Origin of the sequence: Thermus thermophilus HB8 (genome assembly GCF_000091545.1) — a bacterium.
GTDB classification, from domain to species: Bacteria; Deinococcota; Deinococci; order Deinococcales; family Thermaceae; genus Thermus; species Thermus thermophilus.
Window position 1 is genome coordinate 1,181,217 of record NC_006461.1, and the last position, 15,597, is coordinate 1,196,813.

Sequence of the window (15,597 nt, forward strand, 5' to 3'; positions counted from 1 at the left end):
GGGCCATGGAAGGCGAAGCCGAGCTCTGGAACTTTTTGGAGAGGCACCTGAGGAGCATCTACGAGGGCGACTGGGCCACGTACGAGGCCACCACCCACGAGGAGCTTTCCCTCTACGAGTGGTTCGTGACCCCCCACCGCCTGGACGGCCTCCCCTTCCACCGCTTCATGGTGGAGAAGAACTGGGCCACGAGGGGCAGGGCCTACCGCCTGGACCTCCTGGAAAAGCGCCTTCAGCGCTATGGGGACGTGGCCATCTTCAGCTACACCCTCCTCCTCACCGTGGAGGAGGAGGCGGGCCTCCGCCACCGGGCGGTGAACGAGAGCCGGGTGGCGGTGCGCTTCCCCGAGGGGTGGAAGGTGGTGCACGTGCACAAGAGCCCGGCGGGGTGAAGGCCACCCCGCCGGGGCGCGGCGCCCGTGGGGCTTAGGCGCCCTCCTTCAGCCGCTCCACCACGGAGCGGTCCTCGAGGGTGGAGGTGTCCCCCTTGATCTCCTTCTCCCCGGCGGCGATCTGCCGGAGGAGGCGGCGCATGATCTTGCCCGAGCGGGTCTTGGGCAGGGCGTCGGTGAAGCGGATCTCGTCCGGGCGGGCGATGGGGCCGATGACCTTGGCCACGTGGGCCCTGAGCTCCTCCTTGAGGGCGTCCGAGGGGGTGTGCCCCTCCTTCAGGGTCACGAAGGCCACGATGGCCTCCCCCTTCACGGGATCGGGCCTGCCCACCACCGCCGCCTCGGCCACGGCGGGGTGGGCCACCAGGGCGGACTCGATCTCCATGGTGCCCAGGCGGTGCCCGGCCACGTTCAGAACGTCGTCCACCCGGCCCAGGATCATGTAGTACCCGTCCTTGTCCCGCTTGGCCCCGTCGCCGCTGAAGTAGACCCCGGGGTGCTGGCTGAAGTACTGCTGCAGGAAGCGCTCCGGGTCGCCCCAGACGGTGCGGAGCATGCTGGGCCAGGGACGGGTGATGCAGAGGTGGCCCCCCTCGTCGGGGTTCTCCACGGGGCGGTGCTCGCCGTCCAAAATCTCGGGCACCACGCCGAAGAAGGGCTTCCCCGCGTGCCCCGGCTTCATGGCGTGGGCCCCGGGGAGGGTGGTGATCATGATGCCGCCCGTCTCCGTCTGCCACCAGGTGTCCACGATGGGGCAGCGGCCCTTGCCGATCACGTGGTAGTACCAGAGCCAGGCCTCGGGGTTGATGGGCTCGCCCACGGTGCCGAGGAGCCTCAAGGAGTCCAGGCGGTGCTTGCCCGGCCAGCCCTCGCCCCACTTCATGAAGCTGCGGATGGCGGTGGGGGCGGTGTAGAAGACGGTCACCCCGTACTTGTCCACGATCCGCCAGAAGCGGTCGGGCTCGGGCCAGTTGGGGGCCCCCTCGTACATCACCGTGGTGGCCCCGTTCAAGAGGGGCCCGTAGACCACGTAGGAGTGCCCCGTGATCCAGCCCACGTCGGCGGTGCACCAGTAGACGTCCTCGTCCTTGAGGTCAAAGACCAGCTTGGTGGTGTAGTAGACGTAGGTCATGTAGCCGCCCGTGGTGTGCAACACCCCCTTGGGCTTCCCGGTGGAGCCGGAGGTGTAGAGGATGAAGAGGGGCTCCTCCGCCTCCATGGGTTCGGGATCGCACCGGTCGGGGGCGGCCTCCATGAGCTCGTGCCACCAGTGGTCCCGGCCCGGGGTCCAGGGCACCTCCTCCCCGGTGCGGCGCACCACCACCACGTGCTCCACGCTCGTGGCGTCCTTTAGGGCCTCGTCGGCGTTCTGCTTGAGGGGGACGATCCCGCCCCGGCGGAAGCCCCCGTCGGCGGTGATGAGGACCTTGGCCTCGGCGTCCTTGATCCGGTCCGCCAGCGCCCCGGCGGAGAAGCCGCCGAAGACCACGGAGTGGACGGCCCCGATCCGGGTGCAGGCGAGCATGGCGATGGCCGCCTCGGGGATCATGGGGAGGTAGATGGTGACCCTGTCGCCCTTCTTCACCCCCAGGCGCTTGAGGACGTTGGCGAACCTCTGCACCTCGCGCCAGAGGTCGTGGTAGGTGAGGACCCTCTCCTCCCCCGGCTCCCCCTCCCAAACGATGGCCGCCTTGTTGCGCCGCCAGGTCTTCACGTGCCGGTCCAGGGCGTTGTAGGAGAGGTTGGTCTTCCCCCCCACGAACCACTTGGGGTGGGGAAGGTCCCCTTCCAGGACCTTCCGCCAGGGTTCAAACCAGTGGAGCTCCGAGGCCACCCGTCCCCAGAACCCTTCGGGGTCACGGACGCTCTCCTCGTAGAGGCGCTGGTACTCCTCCTCGCTCTTGATGTGGGCCTGCTTGCGGAACTCCTCGCTGGGGTAAAAGACCCGCTCCTCCTTGAGCACCGACTCCAGCCTGTCCATGCCTCCCTCCTTATACCTTGAAGGGTAGGCGCAGGACGAGGCGCGGGTCAAGAAAGCGGGGTTTTCGCGCCATGCCCCAAAGAGGGCGTTTCTTGACCCGGCGCCCGAAGGGGTGGGAGGATAAGCTCAACCCATGGCGCGCAAGCGAGGGCTTTCCACCGTGCAGCAGGCCCTGCGCCTTCTGGCCTACCTGGCCGACCACCCGGAAGGGGTGGGGGCGAAGGAGGTGGCCCGCCTCCTGGGGAAGAGCCTCTCCTCCGCCTACGCCCTCCTCCACAGCCTGATGGAGGAGGGCTTCGTGGTGAAGGAGGAGGGGGGCTTCCGGCTCGCGCGGCAAAAGCCCGTCCCCTTGGAGCCCACGCCCTTGGAGGAGGCCTTGGAGGAGCTCTACCTGCGCACCCGGGAGCGGTGCTACCTCGCCCTCCTCACCCCCCAGGGGGTGCGGCTCAAGACCCGGGGGCGGCAGGGCCAGCTCCACCCCCTGGGGGAGACCCTGCCCCCGGAGTGGCACGCCCTGGCCCTGGGAAAGGTGCTCCTCGCCTTCGGGGACTTCCCCCTGCCCCCCCTCACTCCCAAGACCCCCTACACCCTCACCGACCCCCTGGCCCTGGAGGAGGAGCTGAAGCGCGTCCGGGCCTCGGGGCTTGCGGTGGAGATGGAGGAGTACGCCCTCGGGGTCTCCGGGGTGGCCGTCCCCCTCTTAAGCCCGGAGGGGCGCCTCCTCGGGGCCCTGGGGGTCAAGGTGCCCTCGCGCCGCTTCCCCTTCGCCTTTGGCCGCCTGGCCCGGGCCCTGGCCGAGGTGGCCCGGGTCTCCGCCCAGGTCCTGCCCGAGGAAGAGGCCCCCACCCCCCCGCCCGCCCTCCCCGAGCCGGTAAGGGTGGAGCGGATAGACCCCCCCGAGGCCCTCCGCCGCGCCGCCAACCTGCCCGACCCCCGGGCCGCCCACCGGGCGAGCCTCGAGGACCCCGAGGCCTTCTGGGAAGGCTTCGCCCGGGGTTTCGCCTGGGAAAGGCCCTGGAAGGCGGTCTTCCGCCGGGAGGACCGGACCTGGTTCGCGGGCGGCCTCACCAACGTGGCCCTAAACGCCCTGGACCGGCACCTCCCGGAAAAGGCCCAGCAGGTCGCCCTCCTCACCCTGGACGGAGAAGGGCGGCTCGGCAAGTGGACCTACAAGGAGGTCCGGGAGCTCTCAAGCAGGCTCGCCGGGCTCTTCCGGACCCTCGGGGTGGGGCGGGGGGACAGGGTGGCCCTCTACCTGCCCACGGGCCTCGAGGCCGCCCTCGCCGCCTTGGCCTGCGCCCGGATCGGGGCGGTGCACGCGGCCCTGCCCCTGGGCCTGGGCCCGGAGGCCCTGAGGCGGCGCCTCGAGGACCTGAGGCCCCGGCTCCTCGTGGCGGCGGACGCCTACTTCTACCGGGGCCAGCCCGTGCGGGTGCGGGAGGTGGTGGAGGCCGCAATCCAGGGCCTGGACCTCAAGGTCCTCTGGCACGTCCGGGGAAGCCCCGAGTTTCTGGAGCGGCTTTACGAGGCCCGGCCCGCCGAGCCCGAGCCCGTGCCCGCGGCCCACCCCCTCTTCCTCCTTCCCACCTCGGGCTCCACGGGGAAGCCCAAGGGCGTGGTCCACGGCCACGGGGGGTACATGGTGGGGGTCGCCTGGGCCCTCCGACACGTCTTTGACCTGAAGCCGGGAGAGGTGTTCCACACCACCGCCGACCTCTTCTGGATCGTGGGCCACTCCTTCGGCCTCTACGCCCCCTTGCTCCTCGGCGGCACCTCCCTCCTCGTGGAGGACCGGCCCGACCACCCGAGCCCCGGGGCCTTCTACGAGCGCCTGGCCCACCTCGGGGTGGACGTCCTCCTCACCTCCCCCGCGGTGCTCCGGACCCTGAGGCGCCACGGGGAGGCCCGGCCCACGGGCCTCCGCCTGGCGGCGAGCGTGGGCGAGGTGCTGAGCCCCGAGATCTGGCGCTGGACCCGGGAGCACCTGGCCTGGCCCGTGGACAACTGGTGGCAGACGGAGCTCGGGGCCCCCGCCCTGCCACGCCCCCCCCTCCCGGCCAAGCCCGGCCACGTGGGCCTCCCCCTCCCCGGGGTGGAGGCCCGGGTGGTGGACGAGGAGGGGCGGCCCCTCCCTCCCGGGAGCAAGGGGCACCTGGTCCTCGGCGCCACGGGGCCCGCCCACATGGTGGACCTCCAGGGGGGGCGCTCCCCCTGGCGGGGAGGCCTCTACTGGACGGGGGACCTCGCGGAGATGGACGAGGAAGGGTACTTCCGCATCCTGGGCCGCACCGAGGAGGTCATCAAGGTGGGCGAGGCCCGGATCGGCCCCGCGGAGGTGGAGGCCGTCCTCCTCACCCACCCCCAGGTGGCGGAGGCGGCCGCGGTGGGGGTGCCGGGGGAGACGGGGGAGGAGATCGCCGTCTTCGTGGTGCCGCAGGCCCGGGAGTTCCCCGAGGAGCTCAAGCCCCTCCTGGCGGAAAAGCTCAAGGCCCACATCCTGCGGCACCTGGGCCCCGTCCCGCCGCCCAGGGTCTTCTTCCGGGAACGCCTTCCCCGGACCCGCTCGGGGAAGATCCTGAGGCGGCTCCTCAAGGCGGAGCTTCTCGGCCTAGACCCGGGGGACACCTCGGGACTGGAGGAGGACTATGGCGCTGGAAAAGCTCCTTAAGGTTCAGGAAAGGCTTTGGGCACCGGAGGACTTGCGGAAGAAGGCGAACCTCCAGGACTACGCGGCGGAGTACCGGAAAAGCCTCGAGGACCCTGAGGGCTTCTGGGGGGCTTGGGCGCGGCGCTTCCACTGGGAAAAGCCCTTTGAGAAGGTCCTTGAGTGGACCCTCCCGGAGCACCGCTGGTTCCTGGGCGGCACCACCAACGCCGTCTACAACGCCCTGGAGCGGAACGTGGAAAGGGGCCTAAGGAACAAGGTGGCCCTCCTCTACCTCGCCGAGGACGGCCGGGAGGAAAAGCTCACCTACGGGGAGCTTCTGGACCGGGTGCGCCGCCTGGCCACGGGGCTTAGGCGCCTCGGGGTGGGAAAGGGGGACCGGGTGGTGATCTACATGCCCCTCACCCTGGAAGGGGTCCTCGCCATGCTCGCCACCGCCTACATCGGCGCCATCCACAGCGTGGTCTACGCCGGGCTTGGGGTCTCGGCCCTGAGGGAGCGCATCCTGGACGCCCAGGCCAAGCTCCTCATCGCCGGGGACGTAAGCTTCCGGCGGGGAAAAGGGGTGGACCTCAGGAGCATCGCCGAGGAGGCCATCCGGGACCTTCCCCTAAAAGTGGTCTGGTTCCAGCGGGCGTACAAGGCGGAGCTTGCCGAAGGGCACTACGACTTCCACGAGCTCCTCTGGGGTAACCCCCCCGAGGCCCGGGCGGAGATGGTGGACGCCGAGCACCCCCTCTTCATCCTCTACACCTCGGGCTCCACGGGAAAGCCCAAGGGCGTGGTCCACGTCCACGGGGGGTACATGGTGGGCACCACCTACCACCTGCGCACCTTCTTTGACGTGAAGGACGAGGACGTCTTCTGGGCCACGAGCGACATCGGCTGGATCGTGGGCCACTCCTACATCGTCTACGCCCCTCTTCTTGAGGGGATCACCTCCGTCCTCCGGGAAGGGGCCCCCGACCACCCCGACCCCGGGGCCCTCTGGCAGGCGGTGGAGCGGTACCGGGTGAACGTGATGTTCACCGCCCCCACGGCGGTGCGCATGTTCATGAAGTACGGCCCCGAGTGGCCCAGGAAGTACGACCTCAGCTCCTTGCGCCTTCTGGCCGTGGCCGGAGAGCCCTTGAACCCCGAGGCCCTGAAGTGGGCCTACGAGCACCTGGTGGACGGGGGCAGGCGGGGCTTCGTGGCGGACAACTGGTGGCAGACGGAGCTCGGCGGCCCCACCCTGGGAACCCCCCTCGTCCTCCCCGCCAAGCCCGGCTTCGCCGGGGTGGCCCTCCCCGGGGTGGAGGCGGAGGTGGTGGACGAGGAGGGCAGGCCCGTCCCCCCGGGGCAGGGCGGCCTCCTCGTCCTCAAGCGGCCCTTCCCCCACATGATGCGCACCGTCTGGGGGAACCACGAGCGCTACCTCCGGTACTGGCAGGAGGTCCCGGGGGGCGTCTACGCCAGCGGGGACGTGGCGAGCAAGGACGAGGAGGGGTACTTCAGCGTCTTGGGCCGGGCGGACGACGTGCTGAACGTCGCGGGGCACCGCATCGGTACCGCCGACGTGGAAAGCGCCCTGGTCTCCCACCCCGCCGTGGCCGAGGCCGCGGTCATCGGCGTCCCCGACCCCCTGAAGGGGGAGGCCATCAAGGCCTTCGTGGTCCTTAGGCTTGGGCAAACCCCCTCGGAGGAGCTGAAGGAGGCCCTCGTCCAGCACGTGCGCCGGGAGCTCGGGCCCATCGCCACGCCGAGCGAGGTGGTCTTCCTGGACAAGCTCCCCAAGACCCGCTCGGGGAAGATCCTGAGGCGGCTCCTCAAGGCCCAGGCCCTGGGCAAGGACCCCGGGGACCTCTCCACCCTCGAGGAGTAGGCTCCGCCCTGTTGGGCTGCCTTTCCGGGGCCCCAGGCTGGCCCAAGCCAGCCTGGGGTGGCCTCACTTCTTCCGCTTCTTCTCCTGGCGCATGAGCCGCCGGCGCTCCGCCCGGGAGAGGCCCGGCTGGGGCGGAGGGGTGGCGCGCTTCCTTTCCACCCCGAAGACCTCGGAAGGCTCCGGCTTGGCCTCGGGCACGGGCACGTAGGGAGCCTCCCGCACGGGCCGCACGGGCTCCGCCTCCACCTTGAGGCGGAAGAGGAACTTGGCCACCTCGCTCTTGATGAAGGCCACCATCTCGTTGAAGAGGCGGGTGGCCTCAATCTTGTACTCCTGGAAGGGGTCCTTCTGGCCGTAGCCCCGCAGGAAGATCCCCTGCCTGAGGACGTCCAGGTTGTGCAGGTGCTCCTTCCAGGCGTTGTCCACCACGTTGAGGATGACGAAGCGCTCCACGGCCCGCATCAGGGGCGGGGAAAGCTCGGCCTCGCGGGCCTCGTAGGCCTTGAGGGCGGCCTCCACGAGCCTCTCCACCGCCTCCTCGGCCTTCAAGGCCCTAAGCTCCGCAAAGGGGAAGTCCTGAAGCTGGGGCGCGGTGTCCAGGAGGGTGGCCTTGAGGCCCTCGAGGTCCCAGTCCTCGGGGTGGACCTCGGGGTTCAGGAAGTTCTCCGCCAAAGAAGCCACCGTCTCCTCCACCATGCCGATGGCGGCCTCCTTCACCTCCTCGTCCTTGCCGAGGAGAATCAGGCGGCGCTGGGCGTAGATGACCTCCCGCTGGCGGCTTAAGACGTCGTCAAACTGGAGAAGCTGCTTGCGGATGGCGAAGTTCCGGTCCTCCACCCGCTTCTGGGCCCGCTCAATGGACCGGGTCACCATGGGGTGCTCAATGGGCTCGGAGTCGTCAAAGCCCATCCGGTCCAGCATGGCGATGACCCGGTCGGAGGCGAAGAGGCGCATGAGGTCGTCGTCAAAGGAGACGTAGAAGCGGCTTCCCCCGGGGTCCCCCTGGCGCCCGGCGCGGCCGCGGAGCTGGTTGTCTATGCGGCGGGACTCGTGCCGCTCGGTGCCGATGATGAAAAGCCCTCCCAGGGCCCGGACCCGCTCCTCGTCCTGCTTGCACTCCTCCCGGATCTCGCGGATCCTTTCCAGAAGCTCCTCCCGGATCCCGAGCTCCTGGGCGAGGGCCCTGGCCTCCTCCTCCTTCCCCGCCACCATCTTCTTGATGAAGAGCTCCACCTTCCACTCGTACCGGTCAAAGCCTTCCTTCTCCAGGAGGGCGGCGGCCAGGTACTCGGGGTTGCCCCCGAGCTTGATGTCCGTGCCCCGCCCCGCCATGTTGGTGGCGATGGTGACCGTCTTGCTCCGCCCCGCCTGGGCCACGATCTCCGCTTCCCTGGCGTGGTGCTTGGCGTTTAGGACCTGGTGGGGGATCCCCTGGCGGAGGACGGCGAGGGTGTGCACCGCCCGCTTCAGGCCCTCCCAGGCCGTCCTCAGGTTCCCCTTCGGCGGGATGAGCCCCTCAAAGGGGGCAAGGTCCTCGTCCTTGAGCTGGGCGGGCCTTTCCAAAAGCTTCCTGAGCCTCTCCCACTCCGGGCCCTGCTGCTTCTGGCTCGCCTTCTTGAAGAGCTCCAGGCGCATCTCCAGCCTGGGGAGGTAGAGCCTGGGCTCCTTGAGCATCTGGGAGAGCCTTTCCGACTTCTCAATGCTGATGGTGCCCACGAGGACGGGCTGGCCCCGCTCGTACTTCTCGGCGATCTCCTCCACCACGGCGTAGAACTTCCCCTTCTCCGTGCGGTAGACCACGTCGGGGAAGTCCTTGCGGATCACCGGGCGGTTGGTGGGCACCACCACCACGTCCATCCCGTAGATCTCCTGGAACTCCTTCTCCTCGGTCTTGGCGGTGCCCGTCATCCCCGCCCGCTTCTCGTAGAGGCGGAAGAAGTTCTGGTAGGTGATGGTGGCCAGGGTCTGGTTCTCCCGCTCAATCCGGACCCCCTCCTTGGCCTCAATGGCCTGGTGGAGGCCCTCCCCGTAGCGGCGGCCCGGCATGAGGCGGCCCGTGAACTCGTCCACGATGATGACCTGGCCGTCCTGGACGATGTAGTCCCGGTCCCGGTGGTAGAGCTCCTTCGCCCGGATGGCCTGGATGAGCATGTGGGCGAGCTCCATGTTCTCCGGACTGAAGAGGCCCTCAATGCCGAGGAGCTTCTCCGCCTTGGCGATGCCCTGGAGGGTGAGGTGGACGGAGCGGTTCTTCTCCTCAACGGTGTAGTCCCCCGTGGGCTCCTTGCGCACCCCGGGCTCGGCGGGCAGGCCCCTTTCCAGCTTCTTGGCGATCTCCGCCATCTTGTAGTAGAGGTCGGTGGCCTTCTCCGCGGGGCCAGAGATGATGAGGGGGGTGCGGGCCTCGTCAATGAGGATGGAGTCCACCTCGTCAATGATGGCGTAGTGGAGGGGGTGGTCGTGGCGGAGGACGAGCTGGTCGGGGCTTATGGCCATGTTGTCCCGCAGGTAGTCAAAGCCGAGCTCGGAGTTGGTCACGTAGGTGACGTCGGCGAGGTAGGCCTTGCGGCGCTCCGCCGGGGTGGAGGCGTGCTGGATCACCCCCACGGAGAGGCCCAGGCCCCGGTAGACGGGCCCCATCCACTCGGCGTCGCGGCGGGCCAGGTAGTCGTTCACCGTGACCACGTGGACGCCCTTGCCCGTGAGGGCGTTCAAGGCCACGGCCAGGGTGGCCACCAGGGTCTTACCCTCGCCCGTCTTCATCTCGGCGATCTTGCCCTCGTGGAGGACGGCCCCGCCGATGAGCTGGACGTCAAAGTGGCGCATGCCCAGGTAGCGCTTGGCGGACTCCCGGGTGAGGGCGAAGGCCATGGGGAGAAGCTCGTCCAGGGAAGCCCCCTTCTCGTGCTTCTCCTTGAGCTCCCGGTAGGCGGCGGCGAGGTCGGGGAGCTTCTCCACCTCGGCCTCGAGGCGGTTCACCGGCTCCACCACCTGCTTGTAGTAGCGGGCGATCTCCCGCTCGTTGTTGTCAAAGAGCCTGCGCAAAAGACCTAGCATCCTAAAAGGGATTGTACCCCTTCGGGATGAGAAACCCCTTTATACCACCCCATGCTGGCTTGCGCCAGCATGGGGCCCCGGTAAAGGGACCTCGTGCCCCAATCTCGGACCCTTCAGGGGGAAAACGGGGAGAAAGAGCCTCAGGCCTCCTCCAAGGGCCAGTAGGCCGTGGCCCCCAAGGAGAGGGGGCTTGGGGGGAAGCCCCTTTGGTGGCGGCGCCAGGCGGCGAGGGCGATCATGGCCCCGTTGTCCTGGGAAAGGCCCCGGGGAGGAAAATGCACCTCCAGGCCCGCCTCCTTGAAGCGCTCCTGGAGCGCCCGGTTCGCCGCCACCCCCCCGGCCACGAGGAGGACCCGGTGGCCCGTGTCCTTCGCCGCCTTCAGGACCACCTCGGCGAGGTGAGCGATGGCCGCCTCCTGAAAGCCCTTGGCGAGGGCGGCCTTGGGAAGGCCCTTCTCCACCAGGTGGAGGGCCTTGGTCTTGAGCCCGGAGAAGCTGAAGTCGTACCCCTCCTGTCCCCTTAAGGGCACGGGGAAGGGAATGGCTTCCTCCGCCTCCTCGGCCAGGCGCTCCACCTCGGGCCCCCCGGGAAAGCCGAGGCCCAAAAGCCTCGCCACCTTGTCAAAGGCCTCCCCGGCGGCGTCGTCCCGGGTGGCCCCGAGGAGGCGGTAGCGGCCGAGGTCTAAGACCTCGTAGAGGTGGGTGTGCCCCCCCGAGGCCACCAGGGCGAGGAAGGGGGGGGGTAGCCCTTCAGGCCAGGCGGCCGCGATGTGGCCCTCCAGGTGGTGGACGGCGTAGAAGGGCCGGTCCAGGGCGAAGGCCATCCCCTTGGCGAAGGTGTACCCCACGAGGAGGGCCCCGATGAGCCCGGGGCCCCGGGTGGCGGCCACGAGGTCTAAGTCCTTAGGCCTAAGGCCCGCCTCGGCCAGGGCCCTCTCCACGAGGAGGGGGAGGGCCTTTAAGTGCTCGCGGCTTGCGAGCTCCGGCACCACGCCGCCAAAGGCCTCGTGCAGGCGCACCTGGCTCGCCACCAGGTTCACCACCACCTTTCCGTCCCGCACGAGGCCCACCCCGGTGTCGTCGCAGGAGGTGTCAATCCCCAAGACCCACACCGCCCTCACTCTAGCAGGGGTAGCCTTAGGGCAGGGTGCTCTGGCTCCTCCTTCCCGTCCTCCTTCTGGTCTACCTCCTCTACCGGAGGCGGGCCCCTAGGGCGAGGCCCTGGGCCGGGGTGTGGCTTTGGAAGAGGGGGCGGGCGAGGCGCTTCCGGCCACGGCTTGACCTGAGGCTCCTCCTCCTCCTCCTGGGGGCGGCCCTCATGGTCCTCGCCCTCGAGGACCCCCCCCTCGCCCCAAGCCCTTTGGTCCTGGTGGTGGACGCCTCGGCCAGCATGGCCGCAAGGGAAGGAAAGGGAACCCGGCTGGACCTCGCCAAGGAGAGGGTCCTCCCCCTTTTGGAAAGGTCTCCGGAAGCGGTCTTGGTGCGGGCCGGGGAGAGGCCCGAGGCCTTCGGCCCCGCCCCCGGGATCGCCCTAAAGGAGAGGCTCCTCGCCCTGGAGGCCAAGGACCGGAAAGGGGACCTGGAGGCGGCCATCGCCTTGGGGAGGAGGCTCCTTAAGGCCCCGGTGGTGGTGGCCACGGACGGCCCCCCGCCCCCCGGGGTGGAGGGGTACGTGGGCGTGGGAAGCCCCAGGGAGAACCTGGGGATCGTGGCGGTGGCGGCGGGGTTCCTGGCCCTGGGGAACGGCGCAGGCCGCCCCCTTCCGGCCCAGGTGGAGGTGGGGGGGAAGACCTTCCGGGTAGAGGTCCCCCCCCGGGGCTACGCCCGCCTTCAGGGCCTCCCCAAAGCCTTCTCCGCCCGGCTCCTAGGGGAAGACGCCCTTCCCCTGGACGACGAGGCCGCCTTCGGCCTAAGGCGCCTCGGGGTGGACTACCCGAGGCTTCCCGCCCTGGAGAGGCTTTTCCGCCTCCTGGACGCCCTCCCTGGAAGCGAGGTCCGGGTGCGCCTCGCCGTCCCCCAAGGCGCCCCCGAAGGCCCCACCCTCTACCTCGCCCCCACGGGGGGAGCCCCCCTTCCCGTCCTCCTCACCGCCCCCCACCCCCTCCTGGAGGGGGTGGCCCTCCTTGGGGAGAGGCTCCCCCCGCCCCCGCCCCCCAAAGGCCCCTGGCGGCCCCTGGCCGAGGGGGAAGGAGGGGTGGGGCTCCTCTACGCCGCCGAGGGTGGCCTCTACCTTCCGCCTCTCGTGGCCATCCAGGACCGCCCCTTCTTCCCCCTCCTCGTCTACAACTTCCTCAAGCCCTACCGGGAGGCGCGCACCGGCCTCCTCGCCCCCGAGGAGACCCTCCTCCCCACCCCCGAGGCGGGCTTCCTCCCCCGGGAACGGGGGGGCGGGGGACGGCTTTTCGCCCTCCTCGCCGCCCTGGTCCTCCTCCTCGAGGCCTTGCGCTTCGGCAGGAGGGCATAATGGGGCCATGCGCTTCCGCCCCTTCACCGAGGAAGACCTGGACCGGCTCAACCGGCTAGCGGGAAAGAGGCCCGTAAGCCTCGGCGCCCTCCGCTTCTTCGCCCGCACGGGCCACTCCTTTCTCGCCGAGGAGGGGGAGGAGCCCATGGGCTTCGCCCTGGCCCAGGCGGTGTGGCAAGGGGAGGCCACCACGGTCCTCGTCACCCGGATTGAGGGGAGGAGCGTGGAGGCCCTAAGGGGCCTCCTCCGGGCGGTGGTGAAGAGCGCCTACGACGCCGGGGTCTACGAGGTGGCCCTCCACCTGGACCCGGAGCGCAAGGAGCTGGAGGAGGCCCTGAAGGCGGAGGGCTTCGCCCTCGGCCCCCTGGTCCTCGCGGTCCGGGTCCTGGGAAGCCGGGGAGCGCGGGGCGAGACCCGGGGCGTCCTAGAATAGGAGGGGTATGAACCGCGTGCTCATCGGTATCCGGGGGGAGCCCACCCCCGAGGGGATGGAGCGGATCCTAAAGGCCCTGAAGCGCCTGGAGGGGGTGGCCGAGGTCCAGGCCACGGGGCCCGCCCAGGTCCTCGTGGCCTACGACCCCCAAAGCCTCACCGTCATGGACCTGATCCGCACCATCCGGGAAGAGGGCTTCCTGGCGGGGATGCTCTAGGGGGCGAGCTTCACGGCGGTGCCGCTCGCCGTCACCATGAGCATGGAGTTCCCCGAACCCAGGACCTCGTAGTCCAGGTCCACGCCCACCACCGCGTCCGCCCCCAGGCGGCGGGCGGCCTCGGCCATCTCGGCGAGGGCGGTCTCCCGCGCCCGGCGGAGCTCCGCCTCGTACGCCCCGCTACGCCCTCCCACGATGTCCCGGATCTGGGCCAGGAGGTCCCTCAGGACGTTGGCCCCCACGATGGCCTCCCCGAAGACGATGCCCAGGTACCGCTCTATCCGCCTTCCCTCTATCTCGTGGGTCGTGGTGAGGATCATGCCCCCATAATAAGGGGGTGCTGCCCGAGCCGCTTCGGGGCTATTCCAGCTACCGGGAGTGGCTGGAGGCGGAGGAGGAGTTCAAGGGGCGGGTGGTCTTCGCCCGCCTCCTCCCCAAGGCCCCCCCGAGGCCCGCGCCCTACGAGGGGGCCTTCGCCGGGGTCCTCCGGGCCCTCGGCCTCACGCCCTACCTCCACCAGCAAAGGGCCCTAAAGCGGGTGGAGGCGGGGGCCAACGTGGTCCTCGCCTACCCCACCGCCGCCGGGAAAAGCCTGGTCTACCAGGCCCCGGTGCTCCAGGCCGCCCTCGAGGGGGCCACGAGCCTCCTCCTCTTCCCCACCAAGGCCCTGGCCCACGACCAGCTCCGCCGCCTCCGGGCCATGGCCCAGGTCCTGGGGGTGGAGGGCGTCTTCCCCTACGACGGGGACACCCCCTCCGCCACGCGGCGGCAGGCCCGGGAGCGGGGCCTCGTCCTCCTCTCCAACCCCGACATGCTCCACTACGGCCTCCTGCCCCGCCACCCGGACTGGGCCCCCTTCCTCGCCCGGCTCCGCTACGTGGTGCTGGACGAGCTCCACGCCTACCGGGGGGTGTTCGGCACCCACGTGGCCCTGATCCTGAGGCGCCTCCTCCGCCTGGCCCGGCACTACGGGGCCTCCCCCCAGGTCCTCGCCGCAAGCGCCACCATCGCCAACGCCCGGGAGCACGCGGAAGCCCTCACGGGCCTCCCCTTTGAGGAGCTCAAAGCCCAGGTGGCCCGGACGGAGCGGGAGCTCCTCGTCCTCCTCCCCAAGCCCTTGGACCGGAGGGGGGAGCGCAGGCGGAGCCCCCTCCTCGAGGCGGCCTACCTGGCCCGGCGCCTGGCGGAAGCGGGGCTCAAGGGGCTCGTCTTCGCCGGGGCCCGCAAGTCGGCGGAGCTCATCGCCCGCTACGCCGCCCACCCCCTGGTGCGGCCTTACCGGGCGGGGTACACGGCCCGGGAGCGCCGCCGCCTGGAGGCGGACCTCAAGGAGGGGCGGGTGCGGGTCCTGGTCTCCACCAGCGCCCTGGAGCTCGGGGTGGACATCGGGGAGCTGGACGCCGTGGTCCTGGTGGGCTACCCGGGCTCCACCGCCGCCTTCTGGCAGCGGGCGGGCCGGGCGGGCCGGGGGGAGCGGCGGGCCCTCTTGGTCTACATCCCCCGGGAGGACCCCATGGACGAGTACTTCCTCCACCGCCCCGCCCTCCTCCTGGAAAGCCCCCCCGAGGAGGCGGTGGCGGACCCGCAAAACCCCGTCCTCTGCCCCCTGCACCTCCACGCGGCGGCCCGGGAAAAGCCCCTGTTGGCGGAGGAGCTCCTCTGCCCCGAGGCCCGGGCCACCTTAAAGGAGCGGAACGGGCGGTTCTTCACCCCGAAGCGCAACCCCCACCGGGAGATCACCCTGAGGGGCCTCGGCGCCACCTTCACCCTGCGGGGCCCGGACGGGGAGGTGTTGGGCTACCTGGACGAGCGGCAGGCCTACTGGGAGGCCCACCCCGGGGCCATCTACCTGCACCAGGGGGAGAGCTACCTGGTGCGGAACGTGGACCTGGCCCGGCGCGAGGTCTGGCTCCTTCCCGCCCTGGAGGACTACTACACCGAGCCCCGGGCGGAGACGGACCTCGAGGTCCTCTCCGGGGAGGAGGTGGGCCCCGGGGTGTGGGTGGGCCGGGTGGTCCTGAGGGAAAGGGTGGTGGGGTACGTGAAGAAGCGCTTCTACACGGGGAGCGTCCTGGAGGAGGTGCCCCTGGAGATGCCGGAGGTCTCCTTTCCCACGGAGGCGCTCTGGTTCCACCCCCCCGAGGCCGTCCCCGCCTTCCAGATCCCCGGCGGGATCCACGCCCTGGAGCACGCCATGATCGGCCTCTTGCCCCTCTTCGTCCTGGCGGAGCGGCAGGACGTGGGCGGGATCTCCTACCCCTTCTACCCCAGGCCCCTTCCCTCCCCGGGCGGGCCCACGGTCTTCATCTACGACGGCTACCCCGGGGGGGTGGGGTACGCCCGCCGGGCGGCCCGGCGCTTCCCCGAGTGGCTCAAGGCCACCCTGGACCTCCTCCGCTCCTGCCCCTGCGAGGAGGGCTGCCCCCGGTGCGTCCTCTCCCCCAAGTGCGGCAACGGCAACCAGTACCTGGACAAAAAGGCGGCCCTGGCCCTCGCCTTGGCCTTGGCCCACCCCTTAGACTGA

Annotated in this window: 11 protein-coding genes; 7 read left to right on the forward strand and 4 right to left on the reverse strand. The window is 70.3% G+C overall.

The window, feature by feature from the left end; genetic code table 11:
- Positions 1-5: 5 nt before the first annotated feature.
- Positions 6-392: a nuclear transport factor 2 family protein gene (locus TTH_RS06325; protein WP_011173310.1), complete on the forward strand. Its 387-nt coding sequence runs from the start codon at positions 6-8 to the stop codon at positions 390-392.
- 34 nt (positions 393-426) lie between these two features.
- Here the strand turns inward: TTH_RS06325 and acs (TTH_RS06330) are convergent, their stop codons facing one another.
- Positions 427-2,373 carry an acetate--CoA ligase gene (acs, locus tag TTH_RS06330; protein WP_011228545.1) on the reverse strand — a complete coding sequence of 649 codons (1,947 nt, stop codon included), beginning with the start codon at positions 2,371-2,373 and terminating at the stop codon, positions 427-429.
- Between the two features lie 133 nt (positions 2,374-2,506).
- Here acs (TTH_RS06330) and TTH_RS06335 point away from each other — a divergent pair, with 133 nt between their 5' ends.
- Positions 2,507-5,041, forward strand: a complete 2,535-nt coding sequence (locus tag TTH_RS06335; protein ID WP_011228546.1) for an AMP-binding protein — start codon at positions 2,507-2,509, stop codon at positions 5,039-5,041.
- Positions 5,019-6,902: an acetate--CoA ligase gene (gene acs, locus TTH_RS06340; protein WP_011228547.1), complete on the forward strand. Its 1,884-nt coding sequence runs from the start codon at positions 5,019-5,021 to the stop codon at positions 6,900-6,902. The genes TTH_RS06335 and acs (TTH_RS06340) overlap by 23 nt, the downstream gene beginning before the upstream one ends.
- A gap of 63 nt (positions 6,903-6,965) precedes the next feature.
- Here acs (TTH_RS06340) and secA read toward each other — a convergent pair whose 3' ends face one another.
- Positions 6,966-9,959: a preprotein translocase subunit SecA gene (secA, locus tag TTH_RS06345; protein WP_011228548.1), complete on the reverse strand. Its 2,994-nt coding sequence runs from the start codon at positions 9,957-9,959 to the stop codon at positions 6,966-6,968.
- A gap of 140 nt (positions 9,960-10,099) precedes the next feature.
- Complete coding sequence (tsaD, locus tag TTH_RS06350) at positions 10,100-11,071, reverse strand: tRNA (adenosine(37)-N6)-threonylcarbamoyltransferase complex transferase subunit TsaD (protein ID WP_011173315.1); 972 nt, start codon at positions 11,069-11,071, stop codon at positions 10,100-10,102.
- Positions 11,072-11,106: 35 nt separating this feature from the next.
- Here tsaD and TTH_RS06355 point away from each other — a divergent pair, with 35 nt between their 5' ends.
- Genes TTH_RS06355 through TTH_RS06365 form a run of 3 tightly spaced genes read left to right on the forward strand, consistent with a single transcriptional unit; the run spans position 11,107 to position 13,073 of the window.
- A complete protein-coding gene (locus TTH_RS06355; RefSeq protein ID WP_011228549.1) occupies positions 11,107-12,423 on the forward strand; it encodes a vWA domain-containing protein in 1,317 nt (438 codons plus the stop codon).
- Between the two features lie 7 nt (positions 12,424-12,430).
- Positions 12,431-12,856, forward strand: a complete 426-nt coding sequence (locus TTH_RS06360; protein WP_011173317.1) for a DUF1999 family protein — start codon at positions 12,431-12,433, stop codon at positions 12,854-12,856.
- Between the two features lie 7 nt (positions 12,857-12,863).
- Complete coding sequence (locus TTH_RS06365) at positions 12,864-13,073, forward strand: heavy-metal-associated domain-containing protein (protein WP_008632685.1); 210 nt, start codon at positions 12,864-12,866, stop codon at positions 13,071-13,073.
- On the opposite strand, the gene TTH_RS06370 is transcribed toward TTH_RS06365, so the two are convergent.
- The gene (locus TTH_RS06370) at positions 13,070-13,393 is read right to left on the reverse strand and encodes a heavy metal-binding domain-containing protein (RefSeq protein WP_011173319.1); all 324 of its coding nucleotides are present in this window, start codon (positions 13,391-13,393) and stop codon (positions 13,070-13,072) included. The two genes, TTH_RS06365 and TTH_RS06370, sit on opposite strands and share 4 nt — an antisense overlap.
- Positions 13,394-13,410: 17 nt before the next feature.
- Between TTH_RS06370 and TTH_RS06375 the strand changes: the two genes are divergently transcribed.
- Positions 13,411-15,597: a DEAD/DEAH box helicase gene (locus TTH_RS06375; RefSeq protein ID WP_011173320.1), complete on the forward strand. Its 2,187-nt coding sequence runs from the start codon at positions 13,411-13,413 to the stop codon at positions 15,595-15,597.

What these genes read in the sequence shown, in the direction of transcription:
- TTH_RS06365 (WP_008632685.1), top strand. Translation starts at nt 12,864, where the DNA reads ATGAACCGCGTGCTCATCGGTATCCGGGGGGAGCCCACCCCCGAGGGG.
- TTH_RS06370 (WP_011173319.1), bottom strand. Translation starts at nt 13,393, where the DNA reads ATGATCCTCACCACGACCCACGAGATAGAGGGAAGGCGGATAGAGCGG.
- acs (WP_011228545.1), bottom strand. Translation starts at nt 2,373, where the DNA reads ATGGACAGGCTGGAGTCGGTGCTCAAGGAGGAGCGGGTCTTTTACCCC.
- TTH_RS06335 (WP_011228546.1), top strand. Translation starts at nt 2,507, where the DNA reads ATGGCGCGCAAGCGAGGGCTTTCCACCGTGCAGCAGGCCCTGCGCCTT.
- TTH_RS06325 (WP_011173310.1), top strand. Translation starts at nt 6, where the DNA reads ATGGAAGGCGAAGCCGAGCTCTGGAACTTTTTGGAGAGGCACCTGAGG.
- acs (WP_011228547.1), top strand. Translation starts at nt 5,019, where the DNA reads ATGGCGCTGGAAAAGCTCCTTAAGGTTCAGGAAAGGCTTTGGGCACCG.
- TTH_RS06360 (WP_011173317.1), top strand. Translation starts at nt 12,431, where the DNA reads ATGCGCTTCCGCCCCTTCACCGAGGAAGACCTGGACCGGCTCAACCGG.
- secA (WP_011228548.1), bottom strand. Translation starts at nt 9,959, where the DNA reads ATGCTAGGTCTTTTGCGCAGGCTCTTTGACAACAACGAGCGGGAGATC.